Here is a 26,002-nt window from a genome sequence, read left to right as displayed (position 1 = left end):
CCTCATGAGCGTTACCGACACTGTCGCACCGGACCGTTTGGCCGCGGGGCCCGCCATCTGGGTGGGTACCCTGTTGTTGGCCCTGGCCTATCTGCTCCCCGGCCTGACCGGCCACGACCCCTGGAAGCAGGATGAGGCCTATTCATTCGGCATCATCTACAACATGGCCACCACCGGCGACCTGGTGGTGCCCACACTCGCGGCCGATCCCTTCATGGAGAAGCCGCCGGCCTATTACATCACCGCGGCCGGCCTGGTGCGCCTGTTCGACGGGTACCTGCCGGCCCACGATGCCGCGCGCCTGGCGAGCGGTCTCTATATGGCGCTCGCCTTCTTGTTCACCGGGCTCATGACGCGCGCCACCTGGGGCGAGGGCCGGGGGCTCATTGGTGTCATCCTGCTGATTGCGACCGTCGGGCTGATCATCAACGGTCACTTCATGATCACTGACACGGCCCTGACGGCCGGCATGGCCATGGCCTGTTACGGTCTGCTGCGCGCGCGGCTCGATCGCTGGGGTGGCTTCTGGCTCGGGACCGGTGCCGGCCTGGCCTTTATGTCCAAGGGTCTGCTGGTGCCCGGTATCCTCGGTATCAGCGTCGTGCTGTTGGTCCTGTTTCGCGACTGGCGCTCCTGGACCTACCTGAAGGCCTTGCTGGTGGCGGCACTGGCCGCGTTGCCCTGGCTGCTGATCTGGCCGACGGCACTGTATCTGCGTTCCCCCGAGCTCTTCCATCTGTGGTTCTGGGACAACAATTTCGGCCGCTATCTGGGTTTCTCGGAGCTTGGACCGCCCACCGTTCACCTGTTCTGGCTGCAAACGGTCCCCTGGGTGACGCTGCCCGTGTTGCCATTGGCACTCTGGAGCCTCTGGTCGCGGCGGCAAACGGCGTGGCGCAATCCCGGTGTGCGGATGGCGCTGGTGGTATCCGTGGTCGGCTGGGGTGTGCTGTTCGGTTCCAGTACGGCGCGGGAGCTCTACACGCTGCCGCTGCTACCGCTGCTGGCGGTGCTGGCGGCCGGCGCGGTGGAACGCGTGCCGCGCCCTGTGGTCACGTTCGGCTACTGGTTCAGCGCCGGACTCTTCGGTCTGCTGTCACTGATCATCTGGGCGTTTTGGGTCTACAACATCGTCGCGGGACGCCCGCCCCAGTGGTTCTGGCTGAGCGAGTTCCTCACCGTCGATTATGTCGGCACCTGGGACCGGGTGGTGTTCGCCATCGCGGCCGGCTTCCAGCTCGGTTGGGCCTGGTGCCTGTGGCGCTGGAGGCCGCCGCAAGCCGCCGCCCTGCTGGCCTGGCCGGTGGGTCTGACCCTGATCTGGGGACTGCTCGCGGTGCTGCATCTGCCCTGGATCGAGCAGGCGCGCAGTTATCGCGGGGTATTCACCGAGCTGCGTGCCCAGTTGCCGGCAGACTTCAATTGTCTGGCGGATCTCAACATGATGCCGCTGCGTGAATGCGAGCGCGGCCTGTTGCACTATGTGGCCGGCATCAAGACCGAACATGTGGACTCCCCGGCCCAGACGCGTTGTGACTATATCGTCACCGAGACCAACCTGCGTCGTCGGGGTGCGGAGATCGACATCGGCGCGGGCTGGGAACGCATCTGGCGGGGCTCGCTCCCGCCGGTTCGCCTCGACCTGTTCACCCTGTTCCGGCGTGTGCCGACAGCCCAAGCCGCTGCGGCGGCGCCCGCGCCATGACCATCGCGCTCAAGGTCGACGTCGACACCTTGCGCGGTACCCTGGAAGGGGTGCCGCGCTTGCTGCAATTGTTCGACGAGTTTCAGGTCCGCGCGACGTTCCTGTTCAGTCTCGGCCCTGACCATACCGGGCGGGCGCTCTGGCGCGTCTTCCGCCCGGGCTTCCTGGCCAAGGTCAGGCGCACCTCGGTCGCTCACCACTACGGGCTCAAAACGCTGCTCTACGGAACCTTGCTGCCCGGTCCGGACATCGCCCGGCGGGGTGGGGCGGTGATGCGCGCCTGCGCCGCGGCGGGGCACGAGGTCGGCGTCCATGTCTATGACCACATCAAGTGGCAGGATCAGGTGGCCAACCGCGATGCGCACTGGACCGAGCGGGAGCTGCGCCTCGCCTGCGACGCCTTCGAGCGGGTCTTCTCCGCGGTGCCGAAGGTCCACGGTGCCGCTGGTTGGCAGATCAACCCCAATGTCTTGGCGCTGGAGCAGCGGTTCGGCTTCGACTATGCGAGCGACACCCGGGGCACCTGCCCCTACTATCCGATCTTAAACGGCGTGCGTTCCACCTGCCCTCAGTTGCCGACGACCCTGCCGACGCTCGATGAGCTGATCGGTTGCGATGGGATCACCGAGGCGAATGTGCAGGACCACGTCTTCGCCGCCAGCCGTGATCGCCGGCCGCATGGCCATGTCTATACGCTGCACGCGGAGCTCGAAGGGCAGCGGCTGCTGCCGGTCATGCGCGCGTTGCTCAAGCAGTGGCTCGACAGTGGCCCGCGCATCGTACCCTTGCGCTCGGTCTACGAGACCCTGGACCTTGAGCGGCTGCCGACCCACCAGGTCGATTGGCGGCAGGTGCCGGGGCGCAGCGGGCTCTTGGCCGTACAGGGTGTGGTGGTTTCCTGATGCCAGGCGAAACCGCGCCAAGACCCCCGGTCCAGGGGGCCGGGCAAATGATGCCCGCAGGTATCCGGTGCCACGTACCAGCTATCCCCGTAATTGGGGTTCCAGCAGGTCTGCGCTCTCCTTGATGCCGCTGGGCTCAACCGGCGCGGGGGGCGGCCCGGCGGCGAGCAGCTCGGCGACCCGCCCGGCCGTCAGAACCGCGAGACTCAGCTCCCGGGTGGGGACTTGAGCGCTCAGCCACCGATCAGCAGACCGGACCCCGTGCCCTCGGTGCATCGGCGGCGCTCTGCCGTGCCTCACCCCAGCGTATACCCCGCATCCACATTGAGGATGGTCCCGGTCACCACCCGCGCCTGCGCGGAGGCGAGAAACAGCACCGCGCGGGCCACATCGTCCGGGTCTACCACCCGGTGTTGCAGGACGTGCCGATGGCTCACGATGTCATCGATCAGCCCGGTGGCGTCCCCCCACATCTCCGAGGGCACGACACCGGGCGCGACGCCGTTGACGCGGATGCCCTCGGGCCCGAGTGCGAGGGCCAGCCGCCGCGTCAGCATGTCGAGCCCGGCCTTGCTGACCGAGTAACTGGTGGAGCCGCAGGTGACGAAGGGGTGCTGCGCGCAGGCGGATGAGATATTGATGACCGCCGGCGCCGGGCTGCGCCGCAGCAGTGGGGCGCAGACCTGGGTGAGCGCGAAGGGGGCGATCAGGTTGGTCTCCAGGGTCGCGCGCCAGTCCGCGAGGCTCTCTTCCAGGCAGCCGCCCCCGCGGATGATCCCGGCGTTGTTGACCAGGCAATCCAGCCGTCCGCACTCGGTGCCGATCCGCGTGGCCAGTTCGGCGCGAAAGGCGTCGTCGGTCACGTCGGCGACCGTGACGGCCAGGTTCCCGGCCGCGACGGCGTCCGCGTGCCGCTGCGCGAGCCGGGCCACCCGCTCGGCGTTGCGACCGAAGGTATAGACCCGCTCGCCGGTCGCGAGGAATGCGGCGACCAGCGCGGCACCGATGCCTGAGGTGCCGCCGCTGATGCAGACGACGCGCGGACCGATTGGCGAATCCATGCTCATCGTTCCCGTTGCCCCAGGTTGGCGTGGATCAGGGCGCCGTTGAGTACCGGGGCGCTGGCGGCGAAGGCGACCGCGGCGGCGATCTCCTGCGGTTCGATCAGCCGATCGAAGGCCGACAGACCGGTGATCGCGGCCAGGGTGTCCGCGTTGTCGCCGATCAGTGCACGGATCTGCGGGGTGTCCGTGAACCCCGGGCAGACCATGCAGGTGTGGATGCCACGCCCGGCCAGGTCCTGGCAGGTGGCGCGCATCAGGCCGACCAGTGCGTGCTTGGCGATGACATAGCCGGCGACCCCGGGGACCGCCTTCTCGGCCAGGGTGCTGCCGATATACAGGATGCTGGACCCGGGTTTCAGGTGCGGGATGGCGATCCGGTTCAGTGCGTTGGGGGCGACCAGGTTGAGCTCCAGGGTGGCACGCAGGTCGGCGTCCGCCAGGTTGTCGACCCGGTTGCGGTGCATGGCCGAGGCGTTATGCACCAGGCACACCCGGTCGGCCCGCTCCAGCCAGGGCGCCAGTTCGCTCCCGAGTCCATCCGCCGCGTCCGGGGTCGCCAGGTCGCAGTGGATGTTCTCCACGCCTGGTGCGGGGCAGGGGTGGCGGGAGATGTTGATGACCTGGTAGCCATCCAACGCAAAGCGGGCGGCGATGGCACGCCCGATGCCGGAGCTGGCGCCGGTGACGATCAAGAGGTTCATGCGGACTCCCAATGCGAAAAGGCCCATTGTCCGGGGCTGGATGAGACCCCGATCTCCAGCGCCCGCAGATCAAGGCCCGTGAGTTCCGGCCGCGCCCGGAGGCGTATGACCAACAGGCCAGCCAGTTCCTCAATGGTGACGTTGCGGATCGGTAGCTCCAGGCAGTCGCGGGCCAGGAAGGGGATGCGTTCGTCGGCGAAGCGGGCGACCACCATCCCGTCCTGGTGCTCCAAGGCCAGATAGGGGGAGAGTTCCGGGAGCAGTACCCGCTCGTCGAGTGCATCGCACAGGTCCCGCAGCACCCGTTTGAGCAGCACATAGTCGAAGGCCAGACCGTCTGGCCCGATTCCCGCAGTCACTGCACAGCGGACTTGGAAATTGTGCCCGTGCAGGTTCTCCCGCTCGGTGGCGGAGAAGATGGTGAAGTGCCCGGCGCTGAAGTTCAGGTACTCCTTGCTGATCTCGATGCAGGTCAGGGACTCTGGTGGCACGGGGGACTCCGGGTGGTGGGCGTGGTTGCTGTGCCCTTGTAGATGTGGGGCAATCGGTGGGATCAAAGGGCGGGCGGGACGCGGATCCGACTGGAGGACCGGGCTATTGGGCTCAGTTTCTTGCTGCCGTGGGTTGCGTGGTGTTGACCGCTGTACCTGAAGGGCTACACTCTAGATCAATCCTGCTCCTGTCGGAACCCCAACCGATGTCTACCATGACCCTGAGTCTGAGCGATGAGACCGACCAAGCGCTCGATGCCCTGGTACAGGCCACAGCGCGCACCAAGTCCGATTTGGTCGAGCGGGCGGTCGTCGCGTTCTTGAGTCACAACGCCTGGCAGGTGGCGGCGACCCGCGAAGGGATCGCGCAGGCCGATGCCGGTGAGTTGATCGAGCACCAGTCGGTGAGGCGGCACTGGGAGGCCAAGCTTGCGGCTGCGCTGGACTAGACGCGCCGCCAGCGACCTTGACGGGATCGAGACCGACATTGAGGTCGACGATCCCCAGGCCGCCGTGCGGATGGTTCTGCGGATACTGGATGCCGCGGAGCGTCTTGTCGACCACCCGTACCTAGGCCGCAGCGGTCGTGTGCCGGGCACCCGGGAGTTGGTGATCGCTGGCTCGCCCTACATCGTTGCCTATCGTATCGGCTCAGGCAGCCTTGAGATCCTGCGCGTGCTCCATGCCGCGATGCGCTGGCCTGATAGCCTCTAATCGGCGATGGGCTGGTCCGCTTGCCAGTTAGGCTGGAAAAGTGAGTCACGCGGCAATCTTGACTTTCTGGAGGCCGACAAAGTCAAGCGGCAGCGTTTCGTCTCGCTCGACTTTCAGGCATAATTTAATTGCTTCGCGGATGCGCTCCATCAACACATCAAGCGACTTGGCCTGGGTATGGCATCCGGCGAGGCTCGGCAGAGACGCAACGAAGTATCCTTCGACGTCGCGCTCGATCACGACGTTGAAATCACTGGGCATGGTGGTTGCGTTCCAGGATCATTGAAGCTATGGTTTCGTGAGAACCTGCTTGCTCTTGCCGTATTCCCGTTCCTTGCACGGGTGTCTGCCTTTAGCTGCCGATTTTACTTTCATGCCCACGCCCCGCTAGAATGCCTTTGTCTATTCTTAAGCTCTCTGAGGGGCGATCGGGGTAACCTTGCTCACTTCATGAAGTCGAGGCCAAGCATGGCTTTCTTCTGATTCTCATCTCCAATCTCAATGTTCCATCGCTTTTCCATAAATGCTAGCATGCGAAGACCTCGCGCCAAGATTGATGCGGGGGTCCATTGCTGTTCCTTGGCTAGCTCGTTCTCGGCATAACAGCCATATCTATACCCGATAGGCGAATTTTGCGCATCGCCCAGTTTGTCAGGGAACGGTTTGTTCGAAAGGCTAGAGTTTTTGGGCTTCGATAAAGGTAGCAGATTTCCAAGTGAGTCACGAAGCGCGTCTCTTTGCTTTTGAGTAAGTCCAGTAAAGCGCGAAGTCCAATACTCGTGACGTGCTTGACGGGGGAAAATATGTTCGACCGATAAGAAATCATTTTTGTCTTCCGTGAACTCAGGCCAGTAAATTTTTGGCCTATCAGTCTTGGAGCGTTTCTGTAAGTCAAGGTTATACTCGAAAAGAAAGTAGCGAATTCCATCCCAGCGATAAAATCCATCTGCTCGGAACCTAGCGGAAACGCTTCGCATGAACTCGCTATTCCTTAGCAACGTAGCCGTCTTGTCGGAGATGGTTTTTGTTGCCTTTTCTGCGGTCACTTTTCCACCTCTCAGCTCAATCAATAGCTTATAGCTATCCTCCAGGTAGGGGAACGGCGACATAAATTGCCGAGGCATAGGTGAAAGAATAAACAACTGACGTTCAATCGCCTGAAGAAAATCTATTCGTCTCGTGTCAGAAGACTCAGACTGCAGGAATACCAGTACTAAGGGTTGAAAGAAGGGCATGTTGAGGCGATTTATTTTATCCAGCCAGGGTTGGATTTCGGGGCCGAAATCAGAATCAAAGGGGTTCCACATCTTATACCACATTTCCACCGCTTCCTGCAGGGAGTTGACGTACTGATAAACGCCGGAAAGGGTGATCTGGCTTTCAACGGAAGCATCGGACATGACATTTCGCGAGACGAAGCGATTCTCAAGCAAATCGCCAGCGTAATCGATTCGATAGAGTCTTCGAAATCGATTGACCTCATCAGCTGCTGTTTCGTCAAATACACTCTTCCCAAAATAAATTACATAGTGCGTTTGCAAAAACCGGTCGTCATCCAGCGGCTGCTCCTTATTTCGTCCCAGGTTATGATAGATTGCCTTCCAGCAATCGTTTATTGTTGCGCGAAGCTTCTTTCGCTCGTAGTCGGGCTCATCGAATTTTAGCGAGAGATAGATGAGTCTGTTCTTGAGTAGCTCGAGATACGAAAGCGGTTTCCCTCTGTTATTCATCGTCTCAAACGCTACGCAAACATCAACATCTTCAGTGATCGTGAAAATATTAAGAAGCAGATGCTGCGTGACCTTCTTGTACAATACCTCAAGGCCTGGCCGTTGAAGTGCCGTTAGGCGTTCCCCAAAAAAATTCTTTGCATTAGAGAGGTTTTGTGTGTAAATAGTCTCTTGAGTCATCGCACTTGACGAGCGCTCGCAGAATATCCTCGTTTTCAGAAACTCATAGCTTGGGTTGTCTTTCTCATACCCAAATACATAGGAGCGGGAAATTCCGTCATCCTTTGAGTCGAATATGAATCTACGCTGGATGTCTGCTCGATCGGTAAAATTCAGCTTATCCTTTGCTTTGATTAGCTCCAAAATTGATTGAATCAGTATGATTGCAGTAGTCAAGCGTTGCTGGCCATCTACGACAAAATTAAGGCTGATAGCTCTTTGCATCTATTATCCAGAGATCATCATCCCAGTGTTGGTATATTTCCCGAGAAACAGTCTCCAGTGTCAGAACGCCGATGTAATGATTGTTGTTAGACTCAAGCTGTTGGATGTCATTCCAAAAGTCCTTCAGCTGTTTTTCTGTCCATGCATAGCCGCGCTGGTAGTCGGGGATGCGAAACAGCCGCTCGGTGAAGATTTTCGAAAGCGTGAGTAATTGATTGTCCATCTTTTCATCCTTTGCGGTGGTAGATGTTTGGATAGGCGACGAGCCTTACAACCGAGGTGCGATCACCGGGACGTAATATCAGGCCATGCCAGATTTAGATCGTCTTTTCGTCGTAACTAATGGCGTTACCGTAAGTCGGTATCTAACTCTCGACACGGGATATAGCTGTGGCGCGCCGGTCCTTACATTCCTAGCTGTGGCCACGAGTTAATCGTCGGACCGCAACGCCGCCCGCAGCCCCCGCACCGCCTGGGTCTGACTCGGATAGGCCATGAAGCGGACGATCAAATCCGGGTCTAAATTCGGTAGGAGTCGGCTGCGCTGGGACTGTGTATAGGCATCGCCTTCAAGGACATAGATGCGCAAGGCGCCATCCTTCCAGAACCAGACCTCGGGCACGCCTAAGCCGCGGCAGACCTCAAGTTTGTCGATGCCGCCGGACGTCCAGATGACCTCGCAGGCCAGATCGGGAATCTCCGGGGGGCGGGTGATCGGACCCATGACAAAGCACTCGTCTGCTTCGATTCCGCGCGCCTTGGCCTCCTTGCGTACGGTCCAGGACCCAAACCCCTCCAACTCGATGCCAGTCTCTTCCGCATAGGCGAAGAGTAAGCGTCCGAGTCGAGTTCGCAGGTCTTCATGGTCGATCGAAGGCGTCATCAGCTCCAGTTCCCCATCGAGATAGGTGACGCGCGTACCGCTACTCTCACCGCGCATGGCGAGCAGTGATTCGTAGTCCTGCCAGCGGATGCCGTGCAGGTACACCCGCTGGTCAAAGTGTTCAGTCGGCGAGTCGGAACGAATCGTGTTAGTCGTACTCATGCCAGGCTTCCGGTGTTCCCTGGTTCCCACGCGCCGCGTGGGAACCCATTTGCGACGCGCTGCGCCCATCCACGCACCGCGGCGCGGTGGGGATGCATTCCCACGCGGCGCGTGGGAACGACATCGCTCCTCTGTTATTCGACGTCATAGGCCAGATTGGGCCCCAGCCAGCGCTCAATCTCGGCGACCGTCATCCCTTTACGCTCGGCATAGTCGATGATCTGATCCTTGTTGATCTTGCCGACGGCGAAGTAATGGCTGTCCGGATGGGAGAAATAGAGCCCGGAGACTGCCGCGGTGGGGACCATGGCCTTGGATTCGGTGAGCCAGATACCGGTGTGGCGTTCCACGTCCAGCAATTGCCAGAGCAGGTCCTTTTCGGTGTGGTCCGGGCAGGCGGGGTAGCCTAGCGCCGGGCGGATGCCCTGGTATTGCTCGTCGATCAGGGCGTCGGCGGCCAGTCGCTCGTCCTCGGCATAACGCCAGTGGCGGGTGCGCACGCGCTGATGGAGCATCTCGGCCAGGGCCTCGGCCAGGCGGTCGGCCAGCGCCTTGAGCATCAGGGCCGAATAGTCGTCGAGCTCGGCCTCGAAGCGCTTCACGTGGGCGTCGATCCCCTCGCCCGCGGTGCAGGCGAAGCCGCCGATATAGTCGGGGATCCCGCTATCCACCGGCGCGATAAAGTCCGCCAGGCAGTCGTTGGCGTGGCCCGCGGGCTGCTTGCCCTGCTTGCGCAGGCCGTGGAAGGTGAGCAGGGTGTCGCTGCGCGACTCGTCCTCATAGACCAGGATATCGTCCCCGACCGCGTTGGCCGGAAAGATCCCGATGACGGCATGGGCCGCGAGCCATTCTTCGGTAATAATACGGTGCAGCATCGCCAGCGCATCGGCGTGGAGTTTGCGTGCCTCCTCACCCTTTTCCGGGTCGTCCAGGATCTGGGGGAAGCGGCCCTTGAGCTGCCAGGCGTGGAAGAAAAAGGTCCAGTCGATATAGGCGGCAATCTCTTGGAGCGGGATGTTTTTGAAGACCTGGATGCCGGGCTCCGCCGGCGTCGGCGGTTGATAGTGTGCCCAATCGATGGCGACCGGATTGGCCTGGGCGGCGGCGAGCGGGATCAGGTCGCGGGCCTCGTCGCGGGCGGCGCGCCGCGCGCGGACCTCTTCATAGTCGGCGAGAATGCCGGCCAGGTAGTTCTCCTTCAGGTCTTTGGAGAGCAGGCTGCCGGCCACGCCGACGGCGCGCGAGGCGTCCTTCACGTGCACCACCGGGTGCGCGTATTGGGGTGCGATCTTCACCGCGGTATGGAGCTTGGAGGTGGTCGCCCCGCCGATCAGGAGCGGTACCGTGAATCCCTGGCGTTGCATTTCGCGGGCGACATGGACCATCTCATCGAGTGACGGGGTGATGAGCCCGGAGAGTCCGATGATGTCCGCATTGATCTCTCGCGCCCGGGCCAGTATCCGGTCCGCCGGGACCATCACGCCCATGTCCTCCACCGCATAGTTGTTGCATTGCAGGACGACGCCGACGATGTTCTTGCCGATGTCGTGGACATCGCCCTTGACGGTGGCGAGCAGGATGCGGCCCTGGGCGTGGCCCGTGCTCTTCTCTTGCGCGAGGTAGGGTTCCAGATAGGCGACGGCTCGCTTCATGACCCGCGCGGACTTCACGACCTGGGGCAGGAACATCTTGCCCTCGCCGAACAGGTCGCCGACCACGTTCATTCCGTCCATCAGCGGGCCTTCGATGACGTTGATCGGCCGGCCGAGCAGCTGGCGGGCCTCCTCGGTATCCGCCTCGATGAAATCGGTGATGCCCTTGATCAGTGCGTGCTCGATGCGCTTGCCCACCGGTGCATCACGCCATGAGAGGTCCTGTTTGTTCTCGACACCGGAGCCGTCGCCCTTATATTTGGGGGCGATGTCGATCAGCCGCTCGGTGGCGTCCGGACGGCGATTGAGGATGACGTCCTCGACCGCCATTCGCAATTCCTCCGGCAGGTCGTCATAGACGGCCAACTGGCCGGCGTTGACGATGCCCATGTCCATGCCGGCGCGGATGGCGTGATAGAGGAAGACCGAATGGATCGCCTCCCGCACCGGGTTGTTGCCGCGGAATGAGAACGAGACATTGGACACCCCGCCCGAGACCTTGGCATAGGGCAAGTGGGCCTTGATCCGGCGCGTCGCCTCGATGAAGTCCACCGCGTAGTTGTTGTGCTCATCGATCCCGGTGGCGACCGCAAAGATGTTCGGATCGAAACAGATGTCCTCGGGTGGGAAGCCGATCTCATCGACCAGGATGCGATAGGCCCGTTTGCAGATTGCAAACTTGCGCTCCTGGGTGTCCGCCTGGCCTTGCTCGTCGAAGGCCATCACGACCACCGCCGCGCCATAGCGCAGGCACTTGCGGGCGTGCTCGCGAAAGACCTCCTCACCCTCCTTCATGCTGATGGAGTTGACGATGGCCTTACCCTGGACGCATTTGAGTCCCGCCTCGATCACCTCCCATTTGGATGAGTCGATCATGATCGGTACCCGGGCGATGTCCGGTTCCGCGGCGATCAGATTCAGAAAGCGGGTCATGGCCGCTTTGGAGTCCAGCATCGCCTCATCCATGTTGATGTCGATGATCTGGGCGCCGCTTTCCACCTGGGCGCGTGCCACGGCCAGGGCGGCATCGAACTTGCCGTCCAGGATCAGGCGCTTGAATACGGCGGAGCCGGTGACGTTGGTACGCTCGCCGACGTTGATGAAGGTGGCCGTGGGACGGGATTGGGTGGTCATGGCTACTCGCGGAAGGGGTTGTCGACCGTTACGCCGTCGAAATCACGGCCGTGTTGAAGGTCTTCGGTATAGAGGATGCGGGCTTTGGCACGGCGGGCGGCCTCGACGATGAGTGCGTCCCAGAAGGCGATAGCGGCACTGTGGGATAGCGCGATGGCGCGCCGGATCAGCGCGACATCCTCGACCACGACCGGGTAATCGGCCAAGGCCGCAACCGCCCGTGCCGCCTGGTCGGCAGACAGTGGGCGACGCAGTCGGCGGGTCGTGACCGAGTAGAACTCCTTGAGTACCTGGGTGCTGATACTCAAATCGCCGCGCAGCCCCAGGTCGCCCATGAGCGAGCGCGCCCGACTGCGCTTCACCGGTTCGTCCAGGTCATAGGCGTAGACCAGGACATTAGTGTCGGCGAAATACGGGGCGATCATAAATCTCTTCGCGGGTCCAGGTGCGGCCCTCAGGTCCGGAGCCGGAGTCGGCCTCGTCCGAGATGGCGAGCAGGGTGGCGGTGGCTTCGGCGTAGGGCGTCTGGGTCTGTGCATACCGTTCGAGGAAATCCCGCACCACCGCATTCACCGAGGTGTTGTCGGCCAGCGCGCGCATCCGTGCCCGTTTCAGCGTGTCTTCTTCGATCGTCACGGTCAGGTTCATGGATGAAGTCTCTGATGTCCACACGAGATCAGTGTAGCACGGGAGTCGGGCATTACGCTTTTTGCGGGGCGGCGTCCGGCGCGACCGGTCGGAGAGGCTGGCGGAGTTGCCGGCTCACTGCGCATCGCCGCGCGGTCCGGCGTCCGCCGGTGGCCGGTGACTCGCCAGATCCAGGTAGCGGCGCGCCTCCGCGAGCAGCCGCTTGTGCCCGAGCAGAATCTGCCAGCGCGTGCCGCCGAGCTGGCGCCACAGCATGGCGGAGCGGATGGCGGCCAGCAGCATGGCGCGGATGCGTACCTGATTGTCGGCGTTGCGCAGGTGGTGGGAGGCGCCGCGCACCAGGATGCGCGGTGTCAGCGGGCTTAAGTTCTCGCTGTAGAGGTCGGCGAACCGCCCGAGGAGCTCGGGGTCCAGCAATGGGCCGCGCGCGCGCAGGGCGTCGGCCGCGGCGATCCCCCGGCCGATCTGCTCCATCAGGTCCGGCCGGGCGGACAGTTTGCGTTCCAGTCGGATGACCGAGACCACATAACGGGTCAGCTCCAAGTCACGCTTGGGTTGGCCGGTGAGTTGAGCGACGAGCTGGCGCGCCCCGTTGGCCATCGCCCCGGGCGGGCCGTAGACCGCCGCGACGTTGGCCGCGTCGATCTGGAACAGGCTGTAGATGCAGGGCTCCATGGTGGCGGTGTCGGCGCTCCCGCTGCGGGCGATGCGCATCACACAGGCGACGGCCTGATAGATGCCGGCGAGTGCGGTTACGCGGTCCTGGTCGTCATGGGCCATAGGCCTGGGGCTCCTGTTACGGAAAGGTTTCTTAAGACCCTCACAGGATACCAGCCATGCCCCGGGCGTGCCCCGCAAGAGTCACCGCGAAACTTGGGATTTGCCCACGCAAAGATGCACAGTCGGATAGGCTGTAGGTGCGACTTAAGTCGCACCTACAGTCGCAACTACACTTGGTGGTTCCAGGCCCGGTCCACCGTCGCGCCGCCCAGGCAGGCATCGGCGGCGTAGAAGACTACGGACTGTCCGGGGGCCACGGCCCGCTGGGGCTCGGCGAAACGTACCTCACACGTCTCAGCGCTGACGGCGGTGATTTCGCACGCCTGCAAGGGTTGGCGATGCCGCAACCGCGCCTGACAGCGCCAGGGCAGGGGGCCGGGCGGGACGGCACCGATCCAGTGCAGGCGATCGGCGGCGAGGCAGCGGGAACTCAGCAGCGGGTGGTCGCCCCCTTGGACCAGGATCAGTGTGTTGCGGCTTGGGTCCTTGGCGGCGACGAACCAGGGCGCATCCGTCGCGCCGATGACTCCGCCGACCCCCAGCCCTTGACGCTGGCCGATGGTGTAATAGGCGAGCCCCTGGTGCTCACCTAGGCGCTGACGCTCCGGGGTCTCGATCGGCCCCGGTTCCCGCGGTAGGTAGCGGGCGATGAAGTCGCGGAAGCGGCGCTCGCCGATGAAGCAAATTCCGGTGCTGTCGCGCTTTTCGGCGTTGGGCAGACCAAGCCCGCGGGCGATGGTGCGGACCTCGGGCTTGGTGAGGTCGGCCAGCGGAAAGAGCGCGTGGCTCAGTTGGGCCTGGTCCAGCAGGTAGAGAAAATAGGTCTGGTCCTTGTTCGGGTCGGCGCACAGCCGCAGCCGGCAACCGTCGGGCTCGCGGGTGACCCGGGCATAGTGACCGGTGGCGATCCAGTCGGCACCCAGCCCCAGCGCATGGTCCAGGAAGGCGCGGAACTTGATCTCGCGGTTGCACAGCACGTCCGGGTTGGGGGTGCGCAGTGCCCGGTACTCCTCCAGGAAATACTCGAACACCTGGTCCCAATACTCGGTGGCAAAGTTGACCGTGCGCAACCCGATGCCGAGGCGTTGCGCCACGGCGGTCGCATCCCGCAGGTCCTGGGCGGCGGCGCAATAGCCGGGTTCGTCGTCCTCCTCCCAGTTCTTCATGAACAGGGCCTCAACCTGGTAGCCCTGGGCGATCAACCGGTGGGCGGCCACCGCGGAGTCGACCCCGCCGGAGAGCCCCACCATGACCCGGTCGCCGGGGGCGGGTGGCCGCATCCGTGGTTGGGGCAGAATGATCATATGATTTCTTTTCTTTCATTTGCGTTAACTGGGGATGCGTCCACTGGCGAGGATCAGCGGGCGCCAAACCGCGCCAGCGCGCTCGCAGCCGCCGCCACCGCCACCACGACGAAGGCCAGGTTAAACCACAGGGTGTGCCAACGTAGCGTAGCGGCGAGTTCTTCCGCGGCATAGGTGGAAATCACGAAGGGCTGGCGTTCGTCGCCGGTAGCCGTCAGGTGGGCGAGCACCGGGATGAGCCGGCGCTCGCCCTCGGCGCGCTCGGCCAGAGCGCCGGCCTCGCGACGCGCCTGCTCCCACTCCTGCATGCCGATGGTGCCGTCGCCGTCCGTGTCGAAGCGGGCCAGGCGCGCCGGGTCCTGCTTCCAGATCTTGAGCAGGGCGCGGCTTAACCGCTCGCGCTCGGCGGGGCCGCGCAGCGGCGTCTCGAAGCGGCCCAGGCAGTAGAGCGGTTCGCCGTCCTCGATCCGTTCTTCGACATAGCGATAGCGCTTGGTCTGGTACCATTTGCTCGGTGTGGTGATTCTGGGGTCGCGAGCGTATCCGCTCCAGCGCTCCACGCGGCGCGGGCTGATATCGGCACCGCCCGGGTCGAGGATGCACTGCCCAGTGCCGTCATCGAGCAGCAAGGGTTTGGTGGACTGGCCGTTGTCGACGGTCTTCCAGCCCTTACTGCCCTCGCCACCCTGTTTTTCGACACGGTAACGGTACCAGAGGCAGGGCTGTCCGGTCAGCGGTCCCGCGACCTGTCCCAGGTGGGGGCGGGCGAGGCCCGACAACTCCACATACCCCTGGGCCGCAGACTGGATACGGGCGGTGGGGGTGTCAGTCATGGTGCGCAGCCGCCAAAACGCCTGGGTACCCTTGTACAGCAGGAAACGCGCGCCGGCCACCATGGCAGTGAACAGGAACCAGAATGGCACCGGGTCCAGTCCGAGTATGATGGACCTTATGCCCTGCGATGCCATTGCCAGGCCCCCTCTGCGGGCGCGTCAACCGAACAGCGTCTTGATATCCACATCCGCGCGCTCCTGCGCGAACTCCAGCAGGTCGCAGGGCCGGGCGTTCATGAACCGGGCGACCACCAGGTCCGGGAACTGCTCGATGCGGACGTTGTGCAGGTTGACGCTGTCGTTGTACAACTCACGGCGGTCGGCGATGGTGTCCTCCAGGTGTGAGATGCGCTGCGACAGTTGCCGGAAGCCCTCGTTGGCCTTGAGATCCGGGTAATTTTCGGCGAGCGCGAACAATTGACCGAGCCCTGCGCGCAGGTCGGTCTCGGCCGCCCCCAGCGCGCGCAGGTCAAGGTCCCGGCGCGCCTGCGCCACGGCGGCGCGGGCGCGCACCACCCGCTCCAGGGTCTCGCGCTCGTAGGCCATGTACTGCTTGCAGACCTCCACCAGCTTGGGGAGTTCGTCGTGTCGCTGCTTTAGCGACACGTCGATGTTGGACCAGGCACGGGCCACGGCGTGCTTGAGCCGCACCAGGTTGTTGTAGATCTGAATCGTGTAGACGGCCGTCACCAAGAGCAGGGCGAGAACGATCAGGGTGGTGATTCCCATGGGGGTCTCCGCAAGGCGATCGGGGATGGGCCGGCCTCAGCCCCCGTAAATCTGTCTCGCCTTGGCCAGCAGTTCGTCGATTTCACGCTCGGCGGCGGCCCAGTCATCGGCATCGCTCCCGCCCGTGAAGCCGCGCTTCTCAGCCCGGAAGTAGGCGGCCTCGCGGATCATGTCCAGGCGCTGTTCCGGCGCCACGGTGGCCAGGTCTTGGACGCTGATCGATGGCTCTTCCACGGGGCGCTTATGGTTGGCCTTGGGGGCCCCCGGTGCGGCCTTCTTCGCGACCACTTTCTTGGTCGCCGTCGGCGGTGCTGGTGGTGCCGCGGCCGCTGACGCCTTCGCGGCAGCCGCAGCAGCGGCCGCTTTGGTCTGAGCCGGCGCCGCCGCGGGGCGCGCGCTGCTCGGTTTCGCCGCGGTCGTCTTAGGGGGCGGGGTCGCCCCGCTGGGCGTGTCGGTGGGGGCGGCCGGCTTGTCGGCCGTTTTCTTGGTTACGCTCTTGTTGTCAGCCATGTCGCTCGCTCACCTCGTTGAAAGTGCCGCCGGTCGGCGGTCGATCCAGACCCGCGCCGGGCGGGGTCGGGGTTGATTGAGTGGCGATTCTCGCTGGCAGGTCCATAAACTACAAGTCTTCTTGGCATAGCGCCTGAGCCCCTGTCGGTCTGGTCCGGGGGGGGCTGCCACGCGGTTACCGTCGCGTTGCGGCCGCGGGCCGGCGCGCGCCGGGGTTGGCTTTTGCTGTGTGCCGTGCGCCTGCTTTGTTATCCTGGCAGCCCAACTCAGCCTGCCGGGGTTCAAACGATGATTGCCCACCATGCACTCGTGCTCAATCTCCATCAGCCGCCAGGTAACCTCCAGCACTTGCTGGAGCACCAGACCTGGGAGGCCAAGGAGATCCTGTTCGCCATGGATCGTATCCCGCGTGTACTGTGGGGCCACGAGGCGCTGGCCCGGGTCCATCTGTCGCTCTCCGGCACCTTGCTCGAGACCCTCTCGGACCCCGATTTTCAGCAACAGGTTTATGGTATCGTGGACTGCGGCGCGCTGCTGTGGCACTTCCAGAACCAGGACCTGTTTGAGATTCTGGGCACCGGTTACTACCACCCGGTGTTGCCCCTGATCCCGGCGGCGGACCGCCAGGAGCATTTGCGGCGCTGGCTTGGCATCGCCCAGCACCTTCTGTGGCGCCCGCGCTTTCAGGGGTTTTGGCCGCCTGAGATGGGTTTCTCAATGGAGTTGATCCCGCTCCTGCGTGCCTGCGGTTATCGCTATGTGCTGGTCGACAGCGAGCATGTCGAGCCGGTGACCGACATGAGCTGGCAGGAGTTGCGCTACCGCCCCCACCTGGCAAGCTACGGAGACGACACGATTACCGTGATCGTCCGCGACCGTGACCTCTCGGACGCTCAGGAGTCGGGCATGGAGTTGGACTGGTTCCTCAACGAGGTTGCCGAGCGGACCAAGTGGTGCGACTTTCCGCCACTGGTGACCACCTGCACCGACGGGGAGAACGGCGGTTGGTTTCGCAACGTGACCGAGGGCGCCAATTTCTGGAGTGCCTTCTATCTGCCGTTGCTGGCGCGCGTGCGCGCCGGCACCGCCGGTATCTCCCCGACCTTCATCTCCGACTATCTGAACGTCCACGGTGTTCACGGCGAGGTCAGGGTCCGCACCGGCGCCTGGAATACCGGCTGGCACCACGGTCGTGACTTCACCCAGTGGACCGGCTCAGCGGCCCAGCGGGAGGTGTTCGGGGTGTTCGCGCGCACCAGCAAGGTGATACACGACGCCCGCTGGTCTGCGGGTGAGCAGGGGGCTAGCGAGAGTCACCAGGCGGCACTTGACGACGCACTCTGGCACCTGCTGCGCGCCGAAACGAGCTGCAATCTGTATTGGGGTGAGGACTGGGTGCCGCGGGCCGAATTGGACCTGCGGGCTACCCGGGAGGTGCTGGCGCGGATCGGCATTGAGGTGCCGTTGGCCGCGCCGCCCAAGCCGGTGCCCCCGCTGGATCAAGGCGTGGCGCAAGGGCCGACCGTGCCGGGGGACGAATCCGCTGCCGCGCCACCTGGCGTCGCCGCCGAAGCAAGTTCATCAATTCCTGTCGCGGCAGCGGTGCAGCAACTTCCATCCGACATCCTGCCAGGCTGAGGCTAAATCGACAGGATTCACAGGATGTCGCAGGATTTACAGGATGATTAATCAGCGAATCTGTTGGTTCTTCCATCCTGTCAATCCCGTCCAATTACCAACCGGCGGTGTTGCGCGTAGCGCTACCGCCCCATTCGTTTACAGCCCCCGTGATGCCGGGGGTACCTACCGGAGCCTGTCTTGTCGAACCCATTGCCTGAATACATCGGAGACGTACCCAACATCAGCGGTCAGGAGGCCCAGGTCGCCGCGGTCATTGCCGCTGCGGCGGCCAAGCCGTTGTTCGCCGCCCGGGGTGGCCTCGACATCGGCCAGGTCAGGGCCGCTGCCGCCATTGCGCTGCATCAGCACCAGCCGCTGATCCCGGCCGGCGGGCACGACCTGCAGTCCGCCGCCCTGATCAGCAACCTCCAATACATGATGGAAAACCAGGGGATCGGTGATAACTACAATGCCCCGGCCTTCGTCTGGTGCTACCGCCGGATGGGCGAGTTCATTCCGCAATTGGTCGGCGAGGGCAAGTCGCCCCGGGTCATGCTGGAATACTCCGGCACCCTGCTCCACGGGTTGCGCAAGATGGGTGAGCACCACGTCATCGACGCACTCAAGACCATCACCTGCAACCCGGACTACAACTGGACCACCGAGTGGCTCGGTATGCCCTGGGGTCACGCGGTGGCGCCCTCGACCCCCGAGCAGGACTTCCGGTTGCACGTGCGCGCCTTCCAGCACCACTTCGCCGCGATCTTCGGTTGGGAGGCCTTGGAGCGGGTGCGCGGCTTCTCCCCGTCGGAGATGGCTCTGCCCAATCATCCGGACCTGGCCTATTCATTCGTCAAGACCCTGGTCGATTGCGGCTTCCAATGGGTATTGATTCAGGAACACACGGTGCAACAGGTCAGCAATGGCCGCAACCTGGAGCGTCCCCATATCCCCCACCGGCTGGTCTGCACCAATTCCCAGGGTGAGACCGCGAGCATTATCGCCATCATCAAGACCCAGGGGTCGGACACTAAGCTGGTGGCGCAGATGCAGCCCTGGTACGAGGCCCAGGGGCTCCAGCGCGTGGAACTGGCCGGCCATTCCATTCCGCCCCTGGTAACCCAGATTGCGGACGGTGAGAATGGCGGCGTGATGATGAATGAGTTTCCGGGCAAGTTCATGGAGGTGGCTCACCTGGCCAGCCATACCGACGTGCCGATGATGAACGCCAGCGAGTACCTCGAACACCTCGCCGCGCTGGGCCTCAAAGAAACCGACTTCCCCGCCGTGGCGCCGCTCTTCCACGACCGAATCTGGGCGCGAATGAAGCCCGGCGATGGCCCCGAGGTTCTGGCCAAGGTGATCGCCGAGTTGAAACAGGAGGACGGACGCTTTCACATGGAGGGCGGCAGCTGGACCAGCAATCTGTCCTGGGTTCAGGGCTACGACAATGTCTTGGGTCCCATGGAGGAGGCAAGCGCGTTATTCTTCGAGAAGGTTCTGAAGCCCGGCATCCCCACCGACTCCCTCCACTACCGCAATGCACTCTTCCACCTGATGGCCTCCCAGACCAGTTGTTTCCGTTACTGGGGCCAGGGCCAGTGGACCGACTATGGCCGCGAGATCTGCCGCCGCGTGCAGGATATCATCCGCCATGACTTCGGCTAGCCCCAGCCCGCCGCCACTCCCCCCGGTGGTGGGAGCGGCAACTCGCCGCGGTCAGCCTTGCGGACAGTCCGGCCAGGTGCGGCAGGATGCCGGCGCGATGCTCAGCGTCGGTTGGGACCTGCAAGCGCAACCGTGGCGCGCTGCCGGATTATTGATGCCTATTTTGGATGAGTCTAATGGGTAGTCTCTCTTCGTCCAGTTTCCAATTCGATGAATCGCTGAGGCTGGCCAAGCTCAGGCTCTTGAAAATGCATCATGAGTCGAATCTTGGTCATGTGGGTGGCAATGTCTCATGCCTCGATGCATTGATGACGCTTTACCATCTGGTTCGAACCCCCCGCGACCGCTTCGTCCTGTCCAAAGGGCATTCGGCCGGGGCGCTCTATGTCACGCTGTGGAGTCTTGGTCAACTCACGGATGCCGACCTGACTACCTTTTGCCAGGACAATACCTTGCTCCCAGGCCATCCGAGTGGCACCGGAGTCCCGGACGTTCTCTTTGCCACCGGTTCACTGGGGCATGGCCCGTCGCTTGCCGCGGGATTGGCCTTGGCGGCAAAATACCAAGCATCAGAGCGCCAGATTTACTGTCTGTGTTCAGACGGTGAATGGCAAGAAGGCAGTTGCTGGGAGGCCCTCATCTTTGCTGTCCACCATAAGTTGGATAATTTGACAATACTCATTGATCAAAATCACTTACAGGGGTTCGGAAAGACTGAAGAGATCATATCTTGCGGCGACTTGACCGGTAGAATCTCGTCTTTTGGTGCGCAGGTGCAACGAATTAATGGACACGCCTGGTCCGAAATTAGCGAGTCGCTGAAAAATAGAACGCCGAACAAGCCAAATATTGTAATCTTGGACACCATCAAAGGGAAAGGGTTACATTTCGCGGGGATGATGGAGTCGCATTATCTCCCGCTTTCCGATGAGCAATATGAAGACGCTTGCTCCCGAATTGGCACGGAGGCATGCTGATGAGGCGCGCTTTTGCGGTCGCCGTGGTTTCACAGTGCAGCGACGAAACCACGATTTTCCTGACCGGTGACCTAGGCTTCATGGCGCTTGAAGAAGTGCAAGCGGCATTTGGGCGTCGTTTTATTAATGCCGGCGTTTCTGAGCAAAACATGATTGGCGTAGCAGCTGGCCTGGCGCGCGAGGGCTTCAAGGTTTTTGCCTATAGCATTGCACCATTTTGCTATGCTCGTCCGTTCGAGCAAATTCGCAATGATCTTTGTCTGGCTAATCTCCCGGTTTGTCTGGTCGGTAACGGTGGGGGCTATGCGTATGGGCATATGGGTCCAACGCACCATGCGCTTGAGGATTGCGCAGCGATGAATGCTCTAGGTGTTCGCGTCCTGGTCCCCGCATTTAATGAAGATATACCAGCGATGCTCACTGGCTTGTCTGTGCCAACCTATCTTCGGCTGGGCTATGATGCGCGTCCCCAGTGCGCAGACGTTCCCCCATATTCCTCCTGGCGAGAGGTGCTGAATGGAAAGCGGGGAGCCCTGGCGGTGTTGGGTCCCTTGGCCGGTGTGGCGTGGCAGGCATTGCTGGATGTAGCGGTTGACCGCAGGCCTGCTGTCTGGGCGGTGACCGAATTCAATCACAATGAGATTCCCAGCGCGTTCTGGGCTCAGGTGGAGGATGGCAGCCTGTTTGTGGCGGAAGAGCATGTGGCCTCCGGGGGCTTGGGAATGCATGTCGCTCTTGCTATGGCTTCGGGGGGCGTCAAGGTTGCGACCTTTGTTCACCGGTATGCACTCCGATATCCGACGGGTCGCTTCGGGTCACAAGCGTTTCATCGTGCCGAATGTGGTCTTGATGGCGAAGGGATTCGCGCCATGGTTGCTGGTAGATAGAGATGAACATTGACGACAAGCTAGCGAGTCTTCACGGTCCGGTGCTGATAATAGGTGCGAGCGGTTTCGTCGGCGCGAACCTGCTGCGCCGGTGTCTTGGTTGCCGCGAGGATGTTGTTGGTACTGTGTTCTCGGGGGATTCGTGGCGGATTAATGAGATCCCAGCAGTCCATATCGCGTTTCTTAATCTTCAGGATGCGGTCAGCGTTCAGTCCACATTCCAGCGGGTGCGGCCCAAGACGATATTTGACTGCTCATCGTTCGGCGCCTATTCGTTCGAGCAGGAAATTGACCGGATACACTCGACTAACTATCTCAGCTTCATTCGCGTGATGGAGCAGGTTGCCGATCTCGATGTGTCTGCCTATATTCATGCCGGCAGCTCGTCAGAGTACGGGCTGAATGCCTCTGCCCCGGCGGAAACCGCGATGTTGGTTCCAAATAGCCACTATGCGGTCAGCAAGGCGGCCACCAGCCACGCGATCACCTATTATGGGAAAACGCGTGGTGTGCCGGTGGTCAACTTGCGCTTGTACTCCGTCTATGGACCTTTTGAGGACAGTTCGCGTCTGATCCCGGTCCTGTGTGAGCGAAGTTTGCACGGGGAGCTTCCGATATTCGCCCGTGCCGAAGTGACCAGGGATTTTATCCATATCGACGACGTCATTACCGCCTTTGCGGATGCGGCGTTGCGAATGTCCCCGGAGCTTGCGGGCGAGTCCCTGAATATCGGAACAGGCATTCCAACTTCTCTGCTTGCTCTCGCGACATTGGCCAAGCAGCTTTTTGCTGTCCCAGCCGAGCCCCAATTCACCCCGAGTGCCGGCCGCGCGTGGGATGTCGATCACTGGTACGCCAACCCGCAACGGGCTCGCGATCTCCTCGGCTGGACGGCAAAGATCGGGCTTCATGAGGGCCTGGTTAACACCCGAGATTGGTGGCAACGCTACCTGGCAACTGCCGACTTCTCACGGCTGACCAAGAAAGAGCAACCGACCAGGCAAAAAAACTCGGTCGCCGCGATTGTTGCCTGTTACCGGGATGCGCAAGCAATCCCCATTATGTACGAACGCCTGATCGCCGTTTTCAATCGAGTGGGGCTGGATTATGAGATTATTTTCGTTAATGATTGTTCCCCGGATGAGTCTGCCGAGGTAATCAGGCAAATCAGTGCGCATGATCCTCATGTGATCGGTGTCACGCACACCCGTAACTTCGGTTCTCAGTCAGCTTTCCGCAGTGGCATGGAGCTCGCTACTAAGGAGGCTTGCGTGCTCTTGGACGGCGATCTGCAGGATCCCCCGGAACTGATCGCTAGCTTTGTCGATGAATGGCGAAAGGGGGCCGACGTTATCTACGGACGACGCATTAAGCGCGAAATGCCAATGTTGCTTGAGGTGTTCTACCGAGGGTTCTACTGGCTATTCGCCGCGTTGAGTGAAGTGCCGATGCCGAAGGACGCCGGTGATTTTTCGCTGATGGATCGCTCGGTGGTTTATTGGATACTGCAGTGTCAGGAGCGTGACGCGTTTCTGCGCGGACTGCGGGCCTACGTCGGCTTCAAGCAAGTCGGCGTGGACTATGCACGACCGGAGCGCATGTTCGGCGTGAGCACCAACAACTGGGCGAAAAACATCGGTTGGGCGAAAAAGGGCATCTTTTCTTTTTCGCGTGCCCCACTCAATATGCTCACGGCGCTGGGCACCATCGCGAGCATCGCTACGGTGGGCCTGGCGCTATACGCCATCCTGCTGCGCGTACTGGCGCCTGAATCCGTACCCAAGGGGATAACTTTCTTGTCACTATTGGTGATGTTTTTTGGCTCTTTCACTATTCTTGGCATTGGCTTGCTCGGCGAGTATATTGGCAAGATCATGGAGGAGACCAAGGCGCGTCCGGCCTTTATTCGCCATAGCATCATTGTCCGCGGCGAAGTGCGGCCAGCTGAGCACCGGCGACTCCGTTAGCGATGCAAAAAAATAATCTTACCAGAGCGGAGCGGGCCTGTCCGGTATGCGGTGGACGGTCCTACCGGCCATTCGCGGAAGAGCGTATCGACCCACTCAAGATCAGCAACTTTACCTATGCCTCGCGTAAGTCGCCGGAGTTCATGTGTCTGCGTTTGGTGCGCTGCACGGAATGTGATCTTGTTTACGCCCCAACGCCACCGACCACCGATGTTCTGTCGGCAGTGTATGCGGGGGCGGGCTACGACTCAGCCCCCGAAGCGCAAGCCGCGGCACGCAGCTATGCGAGGGCGCTGACCCCCTATGTCGCGCGGCTTGCCGGGCGTAATGCCGCGGTGGATGTGGGGGCCGGTAGCGGGCCGCTGTTGCCCTGGCTGGGCGAATGCGGCTTCCGGCCAGTGATCGGCGTTGAGCCCTCGCGCGCTGCCATTGCGGCAGCGGCAGAGAGCGTGCGGCCGATGCTGCGCGAAGGTATGTTTTCGCCGGCGTTACTGCCCGATGTTACGGTCTCTCTGATTTGTTCGTTTATGACGCTGGAACACCTGGAATCCCCGGGCGACTTCGTCAGAACGGCTTACGGACTTTTGGAGCCCGGCGGCATGCTGGCGCTGGTGGTTCACAATTGGCGTGCGCCGCTCAATCGCGTCCTTGGCTTACGCTCGCCGATCATCGACGTGGAGCATCTTCAGCTGTTCAGTCCCCGTTCACTACGCACTCTGCTCGTCCAGTCCGGCCTTACGTCAATCGCTGTGCAGGGGCTTACGAATGCCTACCCGCTACGCTATTGGCTGCGCTTGGCGCCGCTGCCTTCCGGGTTCAAGGAACGTGCGCATCGGCTGTTGGACAAACTCGGGCTGTCCTACACCGAAATGCCCTTCCGAGTCGGTAATATGCTCGTCACAGCCGTCAAGCCCGCGACGCGAGGCAGGTGAGCATGTGGATCGACCGCTGGCTACCGTTGAGGTCTTAAGCGAATGAGGTGTCCTTGATCTCCATTAAATGTGTCAGCGTCCGGCGCATTCTTTAGGTTGAAATGGTTGCTTAACTCATTTAGCAAGGGCGGTCCCCACGCAAAATCTGGATCAGCTTCGAAGATTTTATTGGTAGTTTTGTCGTAATATACAGCGACATCGGGTTCTTTGAGGAGATCAACATAGGCGTTTAACTGATTGCGTCGGAACATAGCCGCTAATGGGGTGATCGTCGCCCCTGCGCTCTGCCGAGACAGCAAGGCTAGGCGCCATGCGCTGAAGGAAATGAACAGCGGTCGTTTGCCGTCTGCTGTGCGCTGGATAAATGCGATGAGTGCCCGCTTGCCCTCGTGGTCATCCTGTCTATACCAAGCAGCGGCCGTTGGCAAATAGTACGGAGTGATTGCAAAGGCTGCCGCAGAGAGGCTGAGTACCGCAAGCAGCAGGCCTTGTTGCGGCATACGAAGGGATGGTAAGTGCTTGCCCGAATCGGATGTTGGCGATCCCGTGCCCAGCCAGGCAATCAGGGCCAAGCCGAGTGGATAGGAAATGCTCAGCAGGCAGGTGTAGTGACTTCGACCTTGGTAATAGGCAAAAAGCAACCCGAAGAGTAGAGTTGAAAATACAATAAAGTCGCAATTTTGCGAGGCTGCCTGGTTAGTGCGCTCGGGAGAAGTCAGGTAATGTTGAATTGCGCTAGAAAATAGTGTAATGGCGAGCAGTACGTAGATATTCCATAAATGAAACGCCGGCATAGCGATCATGCCAAATCCTAGCTGGTAAAAGTCGCGTGCGTACTGGAAGAGCAAAGAAAAATCTGGTATAGCGTTGGATTTGTAATAGAGGTAAGAAACAAGAAGTGAAACGCCCGCAACAAAGCTCAGCGCACCTCTAAGAAAAGCAGCTGTGATCGTGCTAGCCCAATGCAGTTGGATTTGGCCGGTAACAAGCGACCCTAGGTTGGCGATTAATTGCCAGCCTAGCCAGGCCGCTAAAGCAGCAAGTCCGGTTTCTGGATTCCAATAGATCGCAATTGGGAAAAGCAAATAGGGTAGCCAGCGCCAACCAGGTCGTTGGTGTATGTTGAATGAGGCAAAGAGCAGAAACAGGCTAGGCCAGAACCAACGGAAATTCGTGCATTGAAAGCAGGCGAATTGCTGTGACTTCATGCCAGTGAGGTAGATCACGCCCGCCGTGGTGATCAGCGCCAGTGTGCTATTGCCCGAGAGAAGTCGGCGGGCCGCCAGCCATATACACAGCATGCTGGTCGCCAGTGCGAAGAACGCAAACCAGAAGAGCCCAATTGGGTCGCCAGACGCCGCTCCCAAGAATGGCCTGGCAAATTCTACGATTCCTCCGTACTGTGAAAGCAGATTGACTGCGACTGCCGACTTGCTCAGGTAGGCGGTGACTGCCGGCTCAAAAATCGGCCCCATGTGGATCAGGCTAGACCAATACTCAGAATACTCATCTGCCCCAATAGTTTCTACTAAAAGAGACAATTTGGCAGTGACATAGAGGATGCC

At 61.5% G+C, this 26,002-nt stretch carries 26 protein-coding genes and 1 pseudogene; 10 read left to right on the top strand and 17 right to left on the bottom strand.

From position 1 onward, the window contains the following. The first annotated feature begins 4 nt into the window (after positions 1-4). Together QZY44_RS28930 and QZY44_RS28925 are read left to right on the top strand one after the other, a co-directional pair. Positions 5-1,705 carry a glycosyltransferase family 39 protein gene (locus tag QZY44_RS28930; RefSeq protein ID WP_295456104.1) on the top strand — a complete coding sequence of 567 codons (1,701 nt, stop codon included), beginning with the start codon at positions 5-7 and terminating at the stop codon, positions 1,703-1,705. Continuing rightward, the gene (locus QZY44_RS28925) at positions 1,702-2,607 is read left to right on the top strand and encodes a polysaccharide deacetylase family protein (RefSeq protein ID WP_295456103.1); all 906 of its coding nucleotides are present in this window, start codon (positions 1,702-1,704) and stop codon (positions 2,605-2,607) included. Before QZY44_RS28930 ends, QZY44_RS28925 begins: the two co-directional genes overlap by 4 nt. An 81-nt stretch (positions 2,608-2,688) precedes the next feature. Here QZY44_RS28925 and QZY44_RS28920 read toward each other — a convergent pair whose 3' ends face one another. Genes QZY44_RS28920 through QZY44_RS28905 form a run of 4 tightly spaced genes read right to left on the bottom strand, consistent with a single transcriptional unit; the run spans position 2,689 to position 4,863 of the window. After that, complete coding sequence (locus QZY44_RS28920; protein WP_295456102.1) at positions 2,689-2,883, bottom strand: hypothetical protein; 195 nt, start codon at positions 2,881-2,883, stop codon at positions 2,689-2,691. Between the two features lie 20 nt (positions 2,884-2,903). Beyond that, on the bottom strand, positions 2,904-3,668 hold the full coding sequence (locus QZY44_RS28915) for an SDR family oxidoreductase (protein WP_295456101.1): 765 nt from the start codon (positions 3,666-3,668) through the stop codon (positions 2,904-2,906). A 2-nt stretch (positions 3,669-3,670) separates the two neighbouring features. Continuing rightward, a complete protein-coding gene (locus QZY44_RS28910; RefSeq protein ID WP_295456100.1) occupies positions 3,671-4,372 on the bottom strand; it encodes an SDR family oxidoreductase in 702 nt (233 codons plus the stop codon). After that, positions 4,369-4,863: a 6-carboxytetrahydropterin synthase gene (locus tag QZY44_RS28905; RefSeq protein ID WP_295456099.1), complete on the bottom strand. Its 495-nt coding sequence runs from the start codon at positions 4,861-4,863 to the stop codon at positions 4,369-4,371. Before QZY44_RS28905 ends, QZY44_RS28910 begins: the two co-directional genes overlap by 4 nt. Positions 4,864-5,069: 206 nt before the next feature. Here QZY44_RS28905 and QZY44_RS28900 point away from each other — a divergent pair, with 206 nt between their 5' ends. Beyond that, positions 5,070-5,312: a ribbon-helix-helix protein, CopG family gene (locus QZY44_RS28900; protein ID WP_295456098.1), complete on the top strand. Its 243-nt coding sequence runs from the start codon at positions 5,070-5,072 to the stop codon at positions 5,310-5,312. Then, positions 5,293-5,577, top strand: coding sequence for a type II toxin-antitoxin system RelE/ParE family toxin (locus QZY44_RS28895; RefSeq protein ID WP_295456097.1), 285 nt, complete (start codon positions 5,293-5,295; stop codon positions 5,575-5,577). The genes QZY44_RS28900 and QZY44_RS28895 overlap by 20 nt, the downstream gene beginning before the upstream one ends. A 45-nt stretch (positions 5,578-5,622) precedes the next feature. On the opposite strand, the gene QZY44_RS28890 is transcribed toward QZY44_RS28895, so the two are convergent. The 12 genes and pseudogenes from QZY44_RS28890 to QZY44_RS28835 form a co-directional block, all read right to left on the bottom strand. Next, a complete protein-coding gene (locus tag QZY44_RS28890; protein WP_295456096.1) occupies positions 5,623-5,838 on the bottom strand; it encodes a type II toxin-antitoxin system HicB family antitoxin in 216 nt (71 codons plus the stop codon). Positions 5,839-6,020: 182 nt separating this feature from the next. Beyond that, positions 6,021-7,751 carry a DUF262 domain-containing protein gene (locus QZY44_RS28885; protein ID WP_295456095.1) on the bottom strand — a complete coding sequence of 577 codons (1,731 nt, stop codon included), beginning with the start codon at positions 7,749-7,751 and terminating at the stop codon, positions 6,021-6,023. Continuing rightward, a complete protein-coding gene (locus QZY44_RS28880) occupies positions 7,729-7,974 on the bottom strand; it encodes a DUF262 domain-containing protein (RefSeq protein WP_295456094.1) in 246 nt (81 codons plus the stop codon). Before QZY44_RS28880 ends, QZY44_RS28885 begins: the two co-directional genes overlap by 23 nt. Before the next feature lie 207 nt (positions 7,975-8,181). After that, the gene (locus QZY44_RS28875) at positions 8,182-8,796 is read right to left on the bottom strand and encodes a Uma2 family endonuclease (RefSeq protein WP_295456093.1); all 615 of its coding nucleotides are present in this window, start codon (positions 8,794-8,796) and stop codon (positions 8,182-8,184) included. Between the two features lie 134 nt (positions 8,797-8,930). Further along, positions 8,931-11,558: pseudogene (metH, locus tag QZY44_RS28870) on the bottom strand (methionine synthase); the annotation flags it as partial. 26 nt (positions 11,559-11,584) lie between these two features. Beyond that, positions 11,585-12,007, bottom strand: a complete 423-nt coding sequence (locus QZY44_RS28865) for a PIN domain-containing protein (protein WP_295456092.1) — start codon at positions 12,005-12,007, stop codon at positions 11,585-11,587. Continuing rightward, entirely contained in the window at positions 11,979-12,230 is a 252-nt protein-coding gene (locus QZY44_RS28860; RefSeq protein WP_295456091.1) for a hypothetical protein, read from the bottom strand. Before QZY44_RS28860 ends, QZY44_RS28865 begins: the two co-directional genes overlap by 29 nt. A gap of 114 nt (positions 12,231-12,344) precedes the next feature. Beyond that, a complete protein-coding gene (hflD, locus tag QZY44_RS28855) occupies positions 12,345-13,010 on the bottom strand; it encodes a high frequency lysogenization protein HflD (RefSeq protein WP_295456090.1) in 666 nt (221 codons plus the stop codon). A 167-nt stretch (positions 13,011-13,177) separates the two neighbouring features. Continuing rightward, on the bottom strand, positions 13,178-14,314 hold the full coding sequence (gene mnmA, locus QZY44_RS28850; protein WP_295456089.1) for a tRNA 2-thiouridine(34) synthase MnmA: 1,137 nt from the start codon (positions 14,312-14,314) through the stop codon (positions 13,178-13,180). A 53-nt stretch (positions 14,315-14,367) separates the two neighbouring features. Further along, positions 14,368-15,282: a GIDE domain-containing protein gene (locus QZY44_RS28845; RefSeq protein ID WP_295456088.1), complete on the bottom strand. Its 915-nt coding sequence runs from the start codon at positions 15,280-15,282 to the stop codon at positions 14,368-14,370. A gap of 24 nt (positions 15,283-15,306) precedes the next feature. After that, positions 15,307-15,876 carry a LemA family protein gene (locus QZY44_RS28840; RefSeq protein WP_295456087.1) on the bottom strand — a complete coding sequence of 190 codons (570 nt, stop codon included), beginning with the start codon at positions 15,874-15,876 and terminating at the stop codon, positions 15,307-15,309. Between the two features lie 36 nt (positions 15,877-15,912). After that, positions 15,913-16,386, bottom strand: a complete 474-nt coding sequence (locus QZY44_RS28835; protein WP_295456086.1) for a DUF2934 domain-containing protein — start codon at positions 16,384-16,386, stop codon at positions 15,913-15,915. Positions 16,387-16,674: 288 nt separating this feature from the next. Between QZY44_RS28835 and QZY44_RS28830 the strand changes: the two genes are divergently transcribed. The 6 genes from QZY44_RS28830 to QZY44_RS28805 all read left to right on the top strand — a co-directional run bounded on the left by QZY44_RS28830 (position 16,675) and on the right by QZY44_RS28805 (position 24,437). After that, on the top strand, positions 16,675-18,024 hold the full coding sequence (locus QZY44_RS28830) for a glycoside hydrolase family 57 (protein WP_295456085.1): 1,350 nt from the start codon (positions 16,675-16,677) through the stop codon (positions 18,022-18,024). A gap of 180 nt (positions 18,025-18,204) precedes the next feature. Beyond that, on the top strand, positions 18,205-19,674 hold the full coding sequence (locus QZY44_RS28825; protein WP_295456084.1) for a glycosyl hydrolase family 57: 1,470 nt from the start codon (positions 18,205-18,207) through the stop codon (positions 19,672-19,674). A gap of 176 nt (positions 19,675-19,850) precedes the next feature. After that, entirely contained in the window at positions 19,851-20,651 is an 801-nt protein-coding gene (locus QZY44_RS28820; RefSeq protein WP_295456083.1) for a 1-deoxy-D-xylulose-5-phosphate synthase N-terminal domain-containing protein, read from the top strand. Continuing rightward, positions 20,651-21,538, top strand: a complete 888-nt coding sequence (locus QZY44_RS28815) for a hypothetical protein (RefSeq protein ID WP_295456082.1) — start codon at positions 20,651-20,653, stop codon at positions 21,536-21,538. The genes QZY44_RS28820 and QZY44_RS28815 overlap by 1 nt, the downstream gene beginning before the upstream one ends. A 2-nt stretch (positions 21,539-21,540) precedes the next feature. Then, positions 21,541-23,505, top strand: a complete 1,965-nt coding sequence (locus QZY44_RS28810; RefSeq protein ID WP_295456081.1) for an NAD-dependent epimerase/dehydratase family protein — start codon at positions 21,541-21,543, stop codon at positions 23,503-23,505. A gap of 2 nt (positions 23,506-23,507) precedes the next feature. Beyond that, the gene (locus QZY44_RS28805) at positions 23,508-24,437 is read left to right on the top strand and encodes a class I SAM-dependent methyltransferase (protein ID WP_295456080.1); all 930 of its coding nucleotides are present in this window, start codon (positions 23,508-23,510) and stop codon (positions 24,435-24,437) included. Positions 24,438-24,457: 20 nt separating this feature from the next. Here QZY44_RS28805 and QZY44_RS28800 read toward each other — a convergent pair. Continuing rightward, the coding region (locus tag QZY44_RS28800) for a hypothetical protein (protein ID WP_295456079.1) at positions 24,458-26,002 on the bottom strand (1,545 nt) is incomplete at its 5' end.

The organism is uncultured Thiodictyon sp., assembly GCA_903837595.1.
Classification (GTDB): domain Bacteria; phylum Pseudomonadota; class Gammaproteobacteria; order Chromatiales; family Chromatiaceae; genus Thiodictyon.
The sequence above is the reverse complement of the archived record's forward strand: the minus strand, read 5'-3'. Positions and strand labels throughout refer to the sequence as shown.

Bases quoted from the DNA above. Each gene is read 5' to 3' on its own strand.
- hflD (WP_295456090.1), bottom strand. From the start codon at position 13,010: ATGGCCCATGACGACCAGGACCGCGTAACCGCACTCGCCGGCATCTAT.
- QZY44_RS28840 (WP_295456087.1), bottom strand. From the start codon at position 15,876: ATGGGAATCACCACCCTGATCGTTCTCGCCCTGCTCTTGGTGACGGCC.
- QZY44_RS28930 (WP_295456104.1), top strand. From the start codon at position 5: ATGAGCGTTACCGACACTGTCGCACCGGACCGTTTGGCCGCGGGGCCC.
- QZY44_RS28920 (WP_295456102.1), bottom strand. From the start codon at position 2,883: ATGCACCGAGGGCACGGGGTCCGGTCTGCTGATCGGTGGCTGAGCGCT.
- QZY44_RS28915 (WP_295456101.1), bottom strand. From the start codon at position 3,668: ATGGATTCGCCAATCGGTCCGCGCGTCGTCTGCATCAGCGGCGGCACC.
- QZY44_RS28865 (WP_295456092.1), bottom strand. From the start codon at position 12,007: ATGATCGCCCCGTATTTCGCCGACACTAATGTCCTGGTCTACGCCTAT.
- QZY44_RS28910 (WP_295456100.1), bottom strand. From the start codon at position 4,372: ATGAACCTCTTGATCGTCACCGGCGCCAGCTCCGGCATCGGGCGTGCC.
- QZY44_RS28925 (WP_295456103.1), top strand. From the start codon at position 1,702: ATGACCATCGCGCTCAAGGTCGACGTCGACACCTTGCGCGGTACCCTG.
- QZY44_RS28890 (WP_295456096.1), bottom strand. From the start codon at position 5,838: ATGCCCAGTGATTTCAACGTCGTGATCGAGCGCGACGTCGAAGGATAC.
- QZY44_RS28875 (WP_295456093.1), bottom strand. From the start codon at position 8,796: ATGAGTACGACTAACACGATTCGTTCCGACTCGCCGACTGAACACTTT.
- QZY44_RS28835 (WP_295456086.1), bottom strand. From the start codon at position 16,386: ATGGCTGACAACAAGAGCGTAACCAAGAAAACGGCCGACAAGCCGGCC.
- QZY44_RS28900 (WP_295456098.1), top strand. From the start codon at position 5,070: ATGTCTACCATGACCCTGAGTCTGAGCGATGAGACCGACCAAGCGCTC.
- QZY44_RS28860 (WP_295456091.1), bottom strand. From the start codon at position 12,230: ATGAACCTGACCGTGACGATCGAAGAAGACACGCTGAAACGGGCACGG.
- mnmA (WP_295456089.1), bottom strand. From the start codon at position 14,314: ATGATCATTCTGCCCCAACCACGGATGCGGCCACCCGCCCCCGGCGAC.
- QZY44_RS28845 (WP_295456088.1), bottom strand. From the start codon at position 15,282: ATGGCATCGCAGGGCATAAGGTCCATCATACTCGGACTGGACCCGGTG.
- QZY44_RS28880 (WP_295456094.1), bottom strand. From the start codon at position 7,974: ATGGACAATCAATTACTCACGCTTTCGAAAATCTTCACCGAGCGGCTG.
- QZY44_RS28830 (WP_295456085.1), top strand. From the start codon at position 16,675: ATGATTGCCCACCATGCACTCGTGCTCAATCTCCATCAGCCGCCAGGT.
- QZY44_RS28820 (WP_295456083.1), top strand. From the start codon at position 19,851: ATGGGTAGTCTCTCTTCGTCCAGTTTCCAATTCGATGAATCGCTGAGG.
- QZY44_RS28885 (WP_295456095.1), bottom strand. From the start codon at position 7,751: ATGCAAAGAGCTATCAGCCTTAATTTTGTCGTAGATGGCCAGCAACGC.
- QZY44_RS28805 (WP_295456080.1), top strand. From the start codon at position 23,508: ATGCAAAAAAATAATCTTACCAGAGCGGAGCGGGCCTGTCCGGTATGC.
- QZY44_RS28810 (WP_295456081.1), top strand. From the start codon at position 21,541: ATGAACATTGACGACAAGCTAGCGAGTCTTCACGGTCCGGTGCTGATA.
- QZY44_RS28815 (WP_295456082.1), top strand. From the start codon at position 20,651: ATGAGGCGCGCTTTTGCGGTCGCCGTGGTTTCACAGTGCAGCGACGAA.